Origin of the sequence: Citrobacter sp. C348 (assembly GCF_047467975.1) — a bacterium.
Lineage (GTDB): Bacteria > Pseudomonadota > Gammaproteobacteria > Enterobacterales > Enterobacteriaceae > Citrobacter > Citrobacter gillenii.
In genome coordinates this window covers 111,204-124,682 of record NZ_JASJUJ010000008.1, presented here as the reverse complement: position 1 = coordinate 124,682, position 13,479 = coordinate 111,204, and the positions used below count along the sequence as shown (strand labels likewise).

At 51.4% G+C, this 13,479-nt stretch carries 15 protein-coding genes; 7 read left to right on the top strand and 8 right to left on the bottom strand.

What is annotated here, in order from left to right; translation table 11 throughout:
* Positions 1 to 209: 209 nt before the first annotated feature.
* The 5 genes from QNN86_RS15960 to sad all read right to left on the bottom strand — a co-directional run bounded on the left by QNN86_RS15960 (position 210) and on the right by sad (position 5,168).
* Positions 210 to 1,661, bottom strand: a complete 1,452-nt coding sequence (locus QNN86_RS15960) for a tagaturonate reductase (RefSeq protein ID WP_414211668.1) — start codon at positions 1,659 to 1,661, stop codon at positions 210 to 212.
* A 106-nt stretch (positions 1,662 to 1,767) separates the two neighbouring features.
* On the bottom strand, positions 1,768 to 2,295 hold the full coding sequence (locus QNN86_RS15955) for a GNAT family N-acetyltransferase (RefSeq protein ID WP_117343109.1): 528 nt from the start codon (positions 2,293 to 2,295) through the stop codon (positions 1,768 to 1,770).
* Between the two features lie 81 nt (positions 2,296 to 2,376).
* The gene (locus tag QNN86_RS15950; protein ID WP_117343108.1) at positions 2,377 to 2,736 is read right to left on the bottom strand and encodes a DUF4186 domain-containing protein; all 360 of its coding nucleotides are present in this window, start codon (positions 2,734 to 2,736) and stop codon (positions 2,377 to 2,379) included.
* The gene (glsB, locus tag QNN86_RS15945) at positions 2,736 to 3,662 is read right to left on the bottom strand and encodes a glutaminase B (RefSeq protein ID WP_096757076.1); all 927 of its coding nucleotides are present in this window, start codon (positions 3,660 to 3,662) and stop codon (positions 2,736 to 2,738) included. The genes QNN86_RS15950 and glsB overlap by 1 nt, the downstream gene beginning before the upstream one ends.
* A gap of 117 nt (positions 3,663 to 3,779) precedes the next feature.
* Positions 3,780 to 5,168: a succinate-semialdehyde dehydrogenase gene (sad, locus tag QNN86_RS15940; RefSeq protein ID WP_414211665.1), complete on the bottom strand. Its 1,389-nt coding sequence runs from the start codon at positions 5,166 to 5,168 to the stop codon at positions 3,780 to 3,782.
* Positions 5,169 to 5,270: 102 nt separating this feature from the next.
* On the opposite strand from sad, the gene ptrR reads away from it, so the two are divergent.
* The gene (gene ptrR / locus QNN86_RS15935; RefSeq protein WP_414211663.1) at positions 5,271 to 6,146 is read left to right on the top strand and encodes a putrescine utilization regulator PtrR; all 876 of its coding nucleotides are present in this window, start codon (positions 5,271 to 5,273) and stop codon (positions 6,144 to 6,146) included.
* A 150-nt stretch (positions 6,147 to 6,296) separates the two neighbouring features.
* Positions 6,297 to 7,487: a sugar transporter gene (locus tag QNN86_RS15930; protein ID WP_414211661.1), complete on the top strand. Its 1,191-nt coding sequence runs from the start codon at positions 6,297 to 6,299 to the stop codon at positions 7,485 to 7,487.
* Positions 7,488 to 7,540: 53 nt separating this feature from the next.
* Here QNN86_RS15930 and QNN86_RS15925 read toward each other — a convergent pair whose 3' ends face one another.
* Entirely contained in the window at positions 7,541 to 8,206 is a 666-nt protein-coding gene (locus QNN86_RS15925) for a MarC family NAAT transporter (protein ID WP_096757080.1), read from the bottom strand.
* A gap of 256 nt (positions 8,207 to 8,462) precedes the next feature.
* On the opposite strand from QNN86_RS15925, the gene marR reads away from it, so the two are divergent.
* The 3 genes from marR to marB are packed head-to-tail and all read left to right on the top strand — an operon-like array spanning position 8,463 to position 9,548.
* The gene (gene marR / locus QNN86_RS15920) at positions 8,463 to 8,897 is read left to right on the top strand and encodes a multiple antibiotic resistance transcriptional regulator MarR (RefSeq protein WP_096757081.1); all 435 of its coding nucleotides are present in this window, start codon (positions 8,463 to 8,465) and stop codon (positions 8,895 to 8,897) included.
* 18 nt (positions 8,898 to 8,915) lie between these two features.
* Positions 8,916 to 9,299 carry an MDR efflux pump AcrAB transcriptional activator MarA gene (marA, locus tag QNN86_RS15915; protein ID WP_138140554.1) on the top strand — a complete coding sequence of 128 codons (384 nt, stop codon included), beginning with the start codon at positions 8,916 to 8,918 and terminating at the stop codon, positions 9,297 to 9,299.
* Between the two features lie 30 nt (positions 9,300 to 9,329).
* Positions 9,330 to 9,548 carry a multiple antibiotic resistance protein MarB gene (marB, locus tag QNN86_RS15910; protein WP_096757082.1) on the top strand — a complete coding sequence of 73 codons (219 nt, stop codon included), beginning with the start codon at positions 9,330 to 9,332 and terminating at the stop codon, positions 9,546 to 9,548.
* Positions 9,549 to 9,579: 31 nt separating this feature from the next.
* Here marB and eamA read toward each other — a convergent pair whose 3' ends face one another.
* A complete protein-coding gene (gene eamA / locus QNN86_RS15905) occupies positions 9,580 to 10,479 on the bottom strand; it encodes an O-acetylserine/cysteine exporter (protein ID WP_096757083.1) in 900 nt (299 codons plus the stop codon).
* A 198-nt stretch (positions 10,480 to 10,677) separates the two neighbouring features.
* On the opposite strand from eamA, the gene ydeE reads away from it, so the two are divergent.
* Both ydeE and mgtS read left to right on the top strand, forming a co-directional pair.
* Positions 10,678 to 11,865 carry an efflux MFS transporter YdeE gene (gene ydeE / locus QNN86_RS15900; protein ID WP_115258524.1) on the top strand — a complete coding sequence of 396 codons (1,188 nt, stop codon included), beginning with the start codon at positions 10,678 to 10,680 and terminating at the stop codon, positions 11,863 to 11,865.
* A 243-nt stretch (positions 11,866 to 12,108) separates the two neighbouring features.
* Positions 12,109 to 12,204: a protein MgtS gene (gene mgtS / locus QNN86_RS15895; protein WP_096757085.1), complete on the top strand. Its 96-nt coding sequence runs from the start codon at positions 12,109 to 12,111 to the stop codon at positions 12,202 to 12,204.
* Positions 12,205 to 12,472: 268 nt separating this feature from the next.
* Here mgtS and QNN86_RS15890 read toward each other — a convergent pair whose 3' ends face one another.
* Positions 12,473 to 13,393: a diguanylate cyclase gene (locus QNN86_RS15890; RefSeq protein ID WP_414211657.1), complete on the bottom strand. Its 921-nt coding sequence runs from the start codon at positions 13,391 to 13,393 to the stop codon at positions 12,473 to 12,475.
* Positions 13,394 to 13,479: the final 86 nt, after the last annotated feature.

Genomic DNA, 13,479 nt, shown 5'->3' with positions numbered 1-13,479 from the left:
CTTCGGAAAATGTGAAAGCCGCGCCATTAAACGTGATCGCGATCAATGTTGCAAGCACCTCACCGCACTAAATCCCGCCTTTTTACCTGTCTGAACAAATGAGGCGCTACAGTCTCAGACGGTAACTGTATTTAAGAAGCACACTGTATGTTGTAACTAATAAACAGGTATAAAAAACCCGGCCTAAACCGGGTAATTATGTGACTATTTTAGCACAGTGGCTTCACGGCTTCGCGCATACCGTTGGACAGAATGGCGTCCAGATCGGCAGAAACCTGTTCAACCAGACCGGGAACCTGCGTCAGATCCTGCTCCCAGTGCTCGTTGACCGCCAGTACCGAGTGGACCAACGCTTGCGTGCTTATTTGACGATCGTGGTGCTGACTCCATAGCAGCTGGAAACGCTCAATCCAGTGGGCATTATCCTGAACAGGATAAGACTCACCGTTACGCTCGCCGCGATAGAAAGCAATCAACGCCGCCAGCGCAAACGTCAGACGCGCCGGCAATTGACCATTGGCCTGCTGCCCTGCCAGCAACTGCGGCAAAATACGCGTGCGGAATTTAGTCATTCCGTTCAGGGCAATCGACAACAGCTGATGCTTGATGTACGGGTTGCAGAAACGTCCGGTCACCGCGCTGGCGAATGATGCCAGCTCATCACGCGGTAAATCGAGCACCGGAATGATCTCTTCGTAAATGGCTTTTTCGACAAAAGCGCAAATCTCTGCGTCATTCATCGCCTCACCCACCGTGTCTAGCCCTGCCTGGTAGGCTACCGGTACCAGCGCGGTGTGCGCACCGTTAAGGATGGCAACTTTACGCTCTTTGTACGGCTTAATATCATCAACAATCAGTACATTCAGCGGATATTTGTCCAGACGCAGTTCAGTCGCTAATGACTTCGGCCCCTGAATCACAAACAGGTAGAAGTGCTCTGCAGTATCGAGGAATGCATCGTGATAACCCAGCTCGGCTTCCAGCGTGGCCACTTCGTCACGCGGGTAACCGGTAACGATGCGGTCCACCAGCGTAGAACAAAATGCGTTAGCCTTGTCCAGCCACTGCACGAACGCGTCCGGCAACGCCCACTCCTGCGCATAACGCAGCACCAGTTCACGCAGCGCATCGCCGTTGTAATCAATCAGTTCGCAAGGAATGATTATCCAGCCTTTATCCAGCGCGCCGTCAAAATGGCTGTAACGCTCAAACAGCAGGCGGGTCAACTTGGCCGGATAGCTTACCGCAGGCGCATCGTCGAACTTGTCGCCCGCGTGATAACTGATCCCGGCTTCCGTTGTATTGGAGAAAACAAAACGCATATCAGGGTTATGCGCCAGTTTCAGGAACTCATCGTATTCGCTATAGACGCTGATTTCACGGTTAACCGAGCGAATTAAACGCGCGTCGCTGACGGCTTCGCCCTTTTCATTCAGACCACGAATGATGGTGGTATAGAGACCATCCTGCGTGCTCAGTGATGGCGGAAATGTACTTTCGATAGGACGAACAATGACCACACCAGAATTCAGATCGGTATGTTCATTCAGTAAATCAACTTGCCAGTCAACAAAGGCGCGCAGGAAGTTTCCTTCACCAAACTGAATGATGCGTTCAGGATAGTGAGCACCGGGAAAATCGCGACGATTTAGTGTTTGCACAATGGGTTCCCTTTTTGATTAGTCATACAACCTGATTGAATTGGTCCAATAGGTTAGCAAACTTTAATACCTTGAAACCCTGTTTTGATCAATCCCTGGTAACAAATTACAATGATTTATAGAAAAGTGTGGTGCCCGTCAGCGTTCCATCCGGCATTTGGGCGTAGTTGGGGATCATGCCCGCTTTTTGCCAGCCGCAATTGTGGTAGAACAACTCCGCAGCGCTACCGGTGGCCGTGTCGAGCACCAGCGTAGTTTTATGCTGTTGACGCGCACACGTTTCCAGCGCGTTCATCAATTCCCGGGCGATACCCGTTCGTCGTGCAGACGGATGCACCAGTAATTTGGCGACGTCGGCACGATGCGGTTGGTTTTCAGGTTGATCGACAATAAGCTGGACGGTTCCCACCAGGATACCCTGCGTGTTTTCAGCCGCCAGCACAATTCTCTCGCCACGAGCAACGCTTTGCGCAACGCCCGTCCAGAATGACAGTGACTTATCGCGATTGAAGGGGTGTATAAAACTTACAGATGCACCGTCATTCACGCACTGTTCAAGAACGTCACAAAGCTCGTCGATTCTCGACACAATCTGTTGTGCGCTCAGCACGATGCAGGGGGTACCAGTGGCCATTTTTTTCTCCTCAGATAGTCCCCATGATAGTGCGTTTAACTTTTTCGCAACACAAGGGGTCTTCTCATAGGATTATGTTATCTATGGCTGGTTCATTTGCCGCACTAACCAGTGATAAATTACCGTGACAACGTAACGTTGCTGTTCTGCACTTAGCGCCTGCCCTTGAGGAATATCATGCCATTTTGCCAGGCAGCCGCGACAGCAGGTTGCCGTCGCATGCTGGGCAATAAATACCGGATGCCCGCGCATCGGCGTCTGCTTACCGTCGTTGGCCGGGAATGCAGGCGCCAGGCGTTTGGCAATAAAATCGGCGGCATGTTGCTCAATCACCGGCGCGCCTTTCTCCATACAATAGCGTCGTTCTTTGTCACCAAGGCGAAACCGTGAACGAAAGGTCGATTTCGCCAGTCGGGAAAACAACGGTTCGAGCGAGTTCATCAGTAAACCGAACGCCCCATCTGTTGGGTTAACTGTTCCAGCACCGCAATACCTGCCAGTGAATTCCCTGCCGGATCCAGTTCCGGGCTCCAGACCGCTATCGCCATTTCATGCGGCACGATCGCCACGATACCACCCCCCACCCCGGATTTTGCCGGCAGCCCCACTCGCCACGCAAATTCACCGGCGTTCTGGTACATACCACTGGTCGCCATCAGCGCATTAATTTGTCGGGCCTGCATCGGCGTGACCACCGGTTCATTGAGATGAAAGGCATGCCCCTGATTAGCCAGAAAGACAAAGGTACGCGCCAGCTCCACGCAGCTCATTTTCAGCGCACAGTAGTGGAAATAGTTTTGCAGAACGGTGGCTACATCATGTTGAAAATTGCCAAAGGATTTCATCAGCCAGGCAATGGCCGCATTACGTGCCGAATGCTCAAACTCAGAGCGGGCAACTGTCGCATCATAGGCGATATCCGGCACACCGCTTAGCGCCCGTACGACTTCGAGCATGCGTTGACGTGGCGCACTCAGACGCCCCTGCAGCATGTCGCAAACCACCAGCGCCCCGGCATTAATAAACGGGTTGCGCGGTATTCCTTGCTCCATTTCCAGCTGTACCAGAGAGTTAAACGGATGTCCTGACGGATCTTTGCCTACTCGCTGCCAGATCTCATCTTCCTGATAATGACGCATCGCCACCACCAGACTGAGCACCTTCGAGATCGACTGAATTGAAAAACGTTCTTGCGCATCACCCGCCTGATAGTGCTGACCATCAACGGTACAAATGGCAATACCCAGTTTGGAACCATCAACGGAGGCTAATGCGGGGATGTAGTCAGCGACCTTCCCCTGACCAATCAGCGGGCGAACCTGCTGCACAATGGTTTCTAAGATTGAATTGTCCATGGCCCTGGCCACAACATGCTCCTTGCTCGCAGGTCTGAAAGGCCTGCGAGTATAACAGAGCTGAATGCACCGCGTCAGGATGCAGATGATATGCGTGGACGGGTGTCCCGTGTGGAGACACCCTGAAGATTAGATACGGTTTTTCCAGACGGTCTGCACGTTACAAAACTCATGCAGGCCAAAGTGCGAAAGCTCCCGACCAAAGCCGCTTTTCTTCACCCCGCCAAACGCAACGCGGGCATCACTGGCACTATAACCATTGATAAATACCCCGCCACATTCCAGGCGTGCAGCCATATTCTGCGCCAGCGTCTCATCAGCGGTGAAAATCGTTGCCGACAAGCCAAAATCACTCTCGTTCGCCAGTACTAACGCATGCTCTGCGTTCTTCGCAACGGTAATTGCTGCTACCGGGCCGAACAATTCCTGGCGGAAAGCGGTCATCTCAGGTGTCACGTCACCAAGAACCGTGATGGCATAGTAGTTACCTTTTCCGGCAATTTTTTCGCCACCGAGTAACAACGTCGCCCCTTGAGCCAGCGAAGCCTCAACCTGCTGATGCAGTTCATCACGCAGATCAACGCGTGCCATTGGGCCGAGATCGTTTTCCTCATTCAGAGGATCGCCCATTTTTAGCGCACTGGCCGCCGCCACAAAACGCTGAGTAAATTCTGCCGCAATCCCTTCCTCAACAATAAAACGTTTCGCTGCCGCACAAACCTGCCCGGTATTCTGATAACGACCGGCGACTGCCGCCTTCACGGCCAGATCGAGGTCAGCATCGTTAAGGACAATGAACGGATCGGATCCACCCAGTTCAAGCACGCATTTCTTCAGCGCCGCCCCCGCCTGAGCACCAATTGCCGCCCCGGCTCGCACACTTCCCGTTACCGTAACGGCGGCAATACGCGGATCGTTGATCATCTGGCTAACGCCCGAGTTATCGGCATTCACCCAGCCATATACCCCCTGCGGGATACCGGCATCAGCAAACGCCTGCGCAATAATACCGGCGCACCCGGTTACATTCGGTGCATGCTTTAACAGGTAACCATTCCCGGCCAATAAAATAGGCACTGCACCGCGCATGACCTGCCACAGCGGGAAGTTCCACGGCATAACGGCCAGAATAGTGCCCAGAGGACGATATTCGATCGCCGCCTGGTTATTCTCCACCTGTGTTGGTTCAGGATTAAGCATCAAAGGTCCATGCTCTGCATACCAGTCACACAGCGCCGCGGATTTCGCCACTTCTGCACGAGCCTGTTTTATCGGTTTCCCCATTTCCCGTGAGATACACTGCGCCATCTCTTCCGCACGCTGGCGCAGAGCGTGCCCAACCTTGCGCAGCATCTGCGCCCGATGCGCCACGGTGGTGTGTTTCCATTCATTAAATCCACTGGCGGCCAGATCAAGCTCATGGGCAATCTCATCCCGACTAGCCCACGGCATCGCCGTTAACCTTTCGCCGTTCACAGGATTGACGGAAATCGCATGTGTTGCTGATGTGATGGTCATAGCTGTCTCTCTTTTTGCAGGGTATGGTCATATCATGAGCGTATTTACTCTTTCTGAAAAATGAATAATATTAACTACACCATTCACGAATAGAGAAAAATAATGGATCTGACGCAACTGGAAATGTTCAATGCGGTGGCGGAAACCGGCAGCATTACGCAGGCCGCCGCGAAGGTACATCGTGTGCCGTCCAATCTCACCACGCGTATTCGCCAGCTTGAAGCCGACCTTGGCGTCGATCTGTTTATTCGTGAAAACCAGCGCCTGCGACTTTCCCCGTCCGGGCACAATTTTTTGCGCTATAGCCAGCGGATCCTTGCCCTGGTAGAGGAAGCACGCATGGTCGTTGCTGGCGATGAGCCGCAGGGACTGTTCTCTCTCGGTTCGCTGGAAAGCACCGCTGCCGTACGCATTCCCGCGACGCTGGCTGAATATAATCGACGCTACCCTAAAATCCAGTTTGCGTTGGCTACAGGGCCTTCAGGCACCATGCTGGACGGTGTACTGGAGGGGACGCTGAGCGCCGCCTTTGTCGACGGCCCGATCACCCACCCGGGACTGGAAGGCATGCCGGTCTACCTTGAGGAGATGATGATCGTTACCCCTCACGGACACGCCCCCATACAGCGGGCCAGCGACGTTAACGGCTGCAGTATTTATGCCTTTCGCGCGAACTGCTCTTACCGCCGCCATTTTGAAAGCTGGTTTCACGCCGATCGCGCAATGCCGGGCACCATCCATGAAATGGAGTCGTATCACGGCATGCTCGCCTGCGTGATTGCCGGGGCGGGAATTGCGCTGATTCCGCGATCGATGCTGGAAAGTATGCCGGGACACCATCAAGTTAACGCCTGGCCGTTGAGTGAAAACTGGCGTTGGCTCAATACATGGCTGGTCTGGCGTCGGGGAGCGATGACGCGACAACTGGAAGCATTTATTGAGGTGTTGACCCCCCAACTGGCGCAGAATGCAGATTAGCTGACGCCGGGTGGCGCAAGTTCACCCGGCCCTCCTTTCCAGGCATTAGGCATAAAAATGTGATTTGAATCACGAAATGATTGTATTTTCACCAGTAACCGTTTTAAGATCGTGACCTCACCTTTTCGCAGCTAATCCAATTTATTTGATATGACAACACACACTGTTTCCCGCAAGGTCGCGTGGCTACGGGTCGTTACGCTGGCTATTGCCGCTTTTATTTTCAATACCACGGAGTTTGTTCCCGTCGGTTTGCTCTCCGACATCGCGCAAAGCTTTAATATGCAAACAGCGCAGGTCGGGATCATGCTGACCATCTATGCCTGGGTCGTTGCCCTGATGTCACTGCCGTTTATGCTGCTTACCAGTCAGGTGGAGCGACGCAAACTTCTGATTTCCCTTTTCGCGCTGTTTATCGCCAGTCATGTGCTCTCTTTCCTGGCATGGAACTTTACCGTGCTGGTCATTAGCCGTATTGGTATTGCCTTCGCACACGCCATTTTCTGGTCGATTACCGCGTCATTAGCGATTCGCATGGCACCCGCCGGCAAACGTGCGCAGGCGTTGAGCCTGATTGCTACCGGGACCGCGCTGGCGATGGTGCTGGGTCTGCCTATTGGCCGTATCGTCGGCCAGTATTTTGGCTGGCGCACAACCTTCTTCGCTATCGGCGTCGCCGCATTAGTCACCTTGCTCTGTCTGATTAAACTGCTGCCAAAACTACCCAGTGAGCATTCAGGCTCGCTAAAAAGCCTGCCGCTGCTGTTTCGCCGCCCGGCGCTGATGAGCATTTATTTATTGACGGTCATTGTAGTCACCGCGCACTACACGGCTTACAGCTATATAGAACCCTTTGTTCAGACCGTTGCCGGACTGAGTGCCAATTTTGCGACCGTGTTGTTACTGGTTCTGGGTGCGGCGGGCATTATCGGCAGCCTCATCTTTGGCAAGCTGGGTAATCAGCATGCATCCGGGCTGATAAGTGCGGCTATCGCGTTACTGACGGTGTGCCTGGTGCTGCTGTTACCAGCCGCTGACAGCGAGATGCACCTCGCCATACTGAGTATTTTCTGGGGTGTGGCCATTATGGTGATAGGTCTGGGGATGCAGGTGAAAGTGCTTGCGCTGGCACCCGATGCCACCGACGTCGCCATGGCGCTGTTTTCCGGGATCTTTAATCTGGGTATCGGCGCGGGCGCACTGGTGGGAAATCAGGTCAGTTTGCACTGGTCGATGTCCACAATCGGTTACATCGGTGCGATACCCGCACTGGCTGCGCTGATATGGTCCGTGATTATCTTTCGCAAGTGGCCGGTCGCGCTGGAAGAACAGCCTAACTAGCCATAAAAAAGGGTCCGGTAGACTATACCGGACCCTTTTTTTAAGCGTAGGTTTTATGCGTAGGTTTTGATAATTTCCAGTACGCCATTAATAATAAACTGCACGCCCATACAAACCAGCAAAAAGCCCATCAGACGGGAAATCGCTTCAATGCCCCCTTTGCCGACCAGACGCATAATTCCGCCTGAACTGCGCAGGCAGCCCCACAGAATGACCCCGATCACCGCAAAAATGATCGGTGGAGCGACCATAATAACCCAGTCCGGAAACTCAGAGCCTTGACGTACGGTCGAGGCCGAACTGATGATCATCGCAATGGTACCCGGACCGGCAGTACTGGGCATTGCCAGCGGCACGAAGGCAATATTGGCCGTCGGTTCGTCTACAAGTTCTTCTGACTTACTTCTCGCTTCCGGAGAGTCGTGCGCCTTCTGCTGCGGGAACAGCATCCGAAAGCCGATAAACGCAACGATTAACCCACCCGCAATACGCAATCCGGGAATCGAAATCCCGAAGGTATTCATCACCACCTGCCCGGCATAGTACGCCACCATCATGATGGCAAACACGTAGACAGACGCCATTAATGACTGACGGTTACGCTCTGCGCTGTTCATATTGCCGGCAAGGCCGAGGAACAACGCCACGGTGGTTAACGGGTTCGCCAACGGTAACAGGACTACCAGTCCCAGACCTATGGCCTTAAACAAATCCATCATAATTCATCTTTCCTGTGCGTTAATCGTCAACGGCAAGTATACGGTGAAAACACCCGTTTAAGCCATTTTCGCGATGTAAGGATTCATTTTTCTCCTCTACGCATAAGCCTGTGAAATCAAAATATTGAAACGAACGTTCGGTTAGCCAGGTGCTGACGTTTTAGCAAAACGTGGCATTTGCCGACCCATTCATTTGACTTATATTTGCCTAAGCAATAATATCAGCCGTGACTAACTACTTGCCAGGGCAACCATTGTGAAAAACACCAGTGATCTGTTCAACGAAATCATCCCACTGGGCCGTTTGATCTATATGGTTAATCAGAAAAAAGATCGTTTGCTAAACGACTACCTGTCACCGCTGGATATCACGGCATCGCAGTTTAAGGTGCTTTGCTCCATCCGCTGCGCGGTGTGCATCACCCCTGTTGAATTGAAAAAAGTGCTGTCTGTCGATCTTGGTGCGCTGACGCGTATGCTCGACAGACTGGCCTGTAAAGGCTGGATTGAAAGACTTCCTAATCCACATGACAAACGCGGCGTGCTGGTGAAACTCACCGAGCATGGCGCGACAATTTGTGAGCAGTGCCATCAATTAGTCGGGCAAGACCTGCACCAGGAACTAACAAAAAACTTAACGGCGGACGAAGTGGCAACACTTGAGCATTTGCTTAAGAAAATCCTGCCGTAAACAGAAAGAGGTATGACGATGTCCAGACGCAATACTGACACAATCACTATTCATAGCATTTTGGACTGGATCGAGAATAACCTTGAATCACCGCTGTCACTGGAAAAGGTGTCAGAGCGTTCAGGTTACTCCAAATGGCACCTGCAACGGATGTTTAAAAAAGAAACCGGCCATTCATTGGGTCAATACATCCGCAGCCGCAAAATGACTGAAATAGCGCAAAAATTAAAAGAAAGTAACGAACCGATCCTCTACCTGGCGGAGCGTTATGGCTTTGAGTCTCAGCAAACGCTGACCCGGACCTTCAAAAACTATTTTGATGTGCCACCCCATAAGTACCGTATGACAAATATGCACGGCGAATCCCGGTATTTGCATCCGCTGAATCAATGTAACTGCTAATCGCCTGATAAAGACGTAACCGAGGAAATCATGAAACTTCTGTCATCTGCAATGCTGGCCCTGCTGCTTGTTGTTTCGGGCCAGAGCATGGCGGAACAAACCGCGCAGCCCATAACACCCAATAATCGCGACGCGATAATTATGCCTCCTACGCAGGAGCAGTCCCCGTTTGATTTTAATCATATGGGTGCCGGCAGCGACAAGTCCGACGAACTGGGTGTGCCTTATTACAACATGCGCAGTTTATAAGTCATGATGCCCCGCCACGGCGGGGCTACTGTTATCCCCTCGCCTGCGCAGTCCTGCGCAAACGAAAACCAAACACGTTGATGTACAGCCCCGCCATAATCAACAGCGCGCCGATAAGTTGCAGCCCACTTAGCGTTTCATCCAGTAACACTGCCGCACTCGCCAGCCCAACCACCGGCACGAGTAAAGACAACGGGGCCACGCGCCAGGTCTCATAGCGTCCCAGCAACGCACCCCATATGCCGTACCCCACAATCGTCGCCACAAATGCCAGATAGACCAGTGAGAGAATAGTCGTCATATCAATAGCAATAAGGCTGTGTACGATGAGACCTGGGCCATCAAGGACGAGCGATGCCAGAAAGAACGGTAAAATAGGGATCAAGGCACTCCACACCACCAGCGACATCACTGGCGGGCGGGATTCATGTTGCATAATTTTCTTGTTGAAGATATTGCCGCAGGCCCAACTCAGCGCTGCCGCCAGCGTCAGCATAAAACCGAGCATCGTCACGTGCTGTCCATTCAGGCTGGCTTCGATCAACACCAGCACGCCAAACACTGCCAGCGCGATGCCGACCCGTTGCTTGCCCTGTAAACGCTCACCAAAAGCGAATGCGCCCAGCACAATGGTGAAAAATGCCTGCGCCTGCAATACCAGTGACGCCAGTCCAGCGGGCATGCCAAATTTTATGGCGCTGAACAGAAACGCGAACTGGCCAAAGCTGATGGTCAGGCCATAACCGAGCAGCAATGAGAGAGGGATTTTCGGGCGGGCAACAAAGAAAATAGCCGGAAATGCCACCAGTAGGAAACGTAGCCCTGCCAGCATCAGCGGCGGCATATTGTGCAGGCCCACTTTGATGACGACAAAATTTAGCCCCCATACCACCACGACCAGTAGTGCTAACAACCCGTCTTTACGTGACATTCACCCGCCCCTGAAATTATTAAATTTTTGTAAACAAGTTAAAGTAGCGGAAATCGTTGCCGGGTAACAGATCATTAATACAGGTAGGTATAACTGGGCATTTTCAGACAACTTTTTGAGTGTACATCACACTTTTGCCGTGCTATTTCTGTCTGAAATTTAATAAAAACATAACAACATGCATTGTCGGGCAAGAAAATGAATACCACTCTGAGAAGATCCACCCTCGCTTTACTCGCCTCCTCACTATTACTGACGATTGGACGGGGTGCCACGCTCCCGTTTATGACCATCTATCTCAACCGACAGTACGGCCTGAGCGTCGATCTGATTGGTTACGCCATGACGGTCGCCCTGACTATTGGCGTTATCTTCAGCCTGGGCTTCGGTATTCTGGCCGATAAGTTCGATAAAAAACGCTATATGCTGCTGGCGATTACCGGTTTTGCATCTGGCTTTATCGCGATCCCTCTGGTGCATAATGTTATCGTAGTGGTGTTGCTTTTTGCCCTGATCAACTGCGCCTACTCCGTCTTTGCCACCGTGCTGAAAGCCTGGTTTGCCGATAACCTCTCTGCCACCAACAAGACCAAAATTTTCTCACTTAACTATACCGTACTCAACATTGGCTGGACCGTGGGTCCGCCGCTCGGCACGCTGCTGGTGATGCAAAGTATCAACCTGCCGTTCTGGCTGGCAGCGCTTTGCTCAGCCTTCCCGTTGGTATTTATCCAGACGTGGGTGAAACGTTCAGAAGTGCCATCCGAGGGACTGAACGTATCCGTCTGGTCCCCCTCGGTACTGCTGCGCGATAAAGCGTTATGCTGGTTTACCCTGTCAGCGTTTTTGGCCTCGTTTGTGGGCGGCGCATTTGCGTCCTGTATTTCTCAGTACGTGATGGTGGTTGCTGACGGTGATTTCGCAGAAAAAGTGGTGGCCGTGGTCCTGCCCGTCAACGCGGCAATGGTGGTTACATTGCAATATGTCGTCGGGCGCCGTCTTTCCAGCGCCAACATCCGCCCGTTAATGGCCGGCGGAACATTATTCTTTGTGCTGGGATTAGTGGGTTTTATTTTTTCCGGCAACAGTCTGCTAATGTGGGGCATTTCTGCAGCGTTTTTTACCATCGGCGAAATCATTTACGCACCGGGCGAATATATGCTTATCGACAACATTGCCCCCGCGGGGATGAAAGCGAGCTATTTCTCCGCCCAGTCACTGGGCTGGCTTGGCGCGGCATTTAACCCGTTAGTCAGCGGCGTTATTCTGACGACCCTGCCGTCATGGTCGCTGTTTGTGGTGCTGATGATTGCCATCATTCTGGCCTGGGCGCTGATGCTAAAAGGCATGCGAGCTAAACCCTGGGGCCAGCCTGTAGTCTGTTAATTTCTCTGGCGACAGAGCATGTGCTGCCCTGTCGCTTTTTCAGAAAACCCCGATATATTTTCCCTGCTCCGCATATTTTGACATCCTTATTTATTTTTCTCTGCCAATAACGCGATAACTTTACTATTCAGACGAAATAATTCACCTGGTTCAATCTTTGTTTAAGATTAAATTGCTAGTATAGTCCTTAACGAGGTGAAATTAAGGTAAGAGAGGAAACTCACAAATAAAGGAGCATAGACAATGCTGGGTAATATGAATGTTTTTATGGCCGTTCTGGGAATTATTTTATTTTCTGGTTTTCTGGCCGCCTACTTTAGCCACAGATGGGATGATTGATGAACGACGATAGTCCTGCACCGAACCGGCCCCTTGTAGCATCACTGCTCAAGGGGCCATTTTTTTGTCCTGAATGCCGACTACCTGAACGACAGGTAAAAAAAACCGCCGGATAAACCAGCGGTAAATGCTTGCATGGATAGATTTGTGTTTTGCTTTATACGCTATCAGGCAATTCCCTGCACAGATAGCGAATAGTCACCCAACATAGCATCGACAATCCCAATGAACGTTAAACGAAACCAAATCATCTCAACAAAACTCACGCTCAGGCGTGCGTCGTTACCCACTCTTTGGCACCCACCCGTGTGATCTGCTCATGTTCATCCATAAACATGCAGCGATTCCTGCCAGTCTGCTTCCCTTCATACATGGCTCGGTCAGCACGCCCGAGAGCCGTGTCCAGCGTTTCGCCCGAGCGAACTCGTGTGATCCCGGCCGTTACCGTAATATCAATCTCCCCCTGCGGGTAACAGATCTTTTTTTGTTCAATGAGATGACACAGGCGCAAGCCCGCGAGAGATGCCTGCTCATCCGTTTTTGTTCTGATCAGAATGATGAACTCTTCGCCACCGTAGCGATACGCGATCTCATCATAACGAGTCCATGACAATAAATTTGATGCCAGATTGCGCAGTACGACGTCACCAACCAGATGGCCGTAGGTATCATTGACGTATTTAAAACGGTCGATATCCAGCAATAATAAATATAAATTAAGCGGTTGCGCGTCAAGTAACTGCTGGTCAAAAGACTCATCCAGCATTCTTCGGCCAGGTAAACCGGTTAATACATCGATATTACTGCGGATAGTCAGTAAATGTATTTTATAATCCATCACCGCCGACGTAAAAGCCAGAAGCGCATCCTGAAAACTGTCGAAATGCCATGACTGACTGCGTTCTTCTACTATTACCGATAGCAAGTCCTTACCTAATAAATGCATTTTTTCATGGGCCGCATTTATCTTACTCAAATAACTATAATCTGCGTCATCCTTGACCAGACGCGGGGTAAGCCACTGTCCGAATTGACAGGCACAGTGCGAATTCTTACCTGAAATATCCGCCTGAGTGACATCAGATAACACCACGCAGTGAAACATTTTGACTAGCCATTTATAGTGCGCATCAATCGAGTGATTCAACTCCATCAAGATTGAATCTATTTCTGCCGTTTCTCTCATCATCACGAATCCTTTCCCTGTGTGAGTATTGCTGATAGACAATAGTTTAGCGGCTATAAAGAAAATTTATGTAAATTTATTAATAGTAA

Coding starts and splice junctions, on each gene's coding strand:
- ptrR (WP_414211663.1), top strand. CDS start 5,271: ATGGATCTGACGCAACTGGAAATGTTCAATGCGGTGGCGGAAACCGGC.
- marA (WP_138140554.1), top strand. CDS start 8,916: ATGTCCAGACGCAATACTGACACAATCACTATTCATAGCATTTTGGAC.
- marB (WP_096757082.1), top strand. CDS start 9,330: ATGAAACTTCTGTCATCTGCAATGCTGGCCCTGCTGCTTGTTGTTTCG.
- QNN86_RS15890 (WP_414211657.1), bottom strand. CDS start 13,393: ATGATGAGAGAAACGGCAGAAATAGATTCAATCTTGATGGAGTTGAAT.
- ydeE (WP_115258524.1), top strand. CDS start 10,678: ATGAATACCACTCTGAGAAGATCCACCCTCGCTTTACTCGCCTCCTCA.
- sad (WP_414211665.1), bottom strand. CDS start 5,168: ATGACCATCACATCAGCAACACATGCGATTTCCGTCAATCCTGTGAAC.
- mgtS (WP_096757085.1), top strand. CDS start 12,109: ATGCTGGGTAATATGAATGTTTTTATGGCCGTTCTGGGAATTATTTTA.
- QNN86_RS15950 (WP_117343108.1), bottom strand. CDS start 2,736: ATGAACTCGCTCGAACCGTTGTTTTCCCGACTGGCGAAATCGACCTTT.
- QNN86_RS15955 (WP_117343109.1), bottom strand. CDS start 2,295: ATGGCCACTGGTACCCCCTGCATCGTGCTGAGCGCACAACAGATTGTG.
- QNN86_RS15930 (WP_414211661.1), top strand. CDS start 6,297: ATGACAACACACACTGTTTCCCGCAAGGTCGCGTGGCTACGGGTCGTT.
- QNN86_RS15925 (WP_096757080.1), bottom strand. CDS start 8,206: ATGATGGATTTGTTTAAGGCCATAGGTCTGGGACTGGTAGTCCTGTTA.
- eamA (WP_096757083.1), bottom strand. CDS start 10,479: ATGTCACGTAAAGACGGGTTGTTAGCACTACTGGTCGTGGTGGTATGG.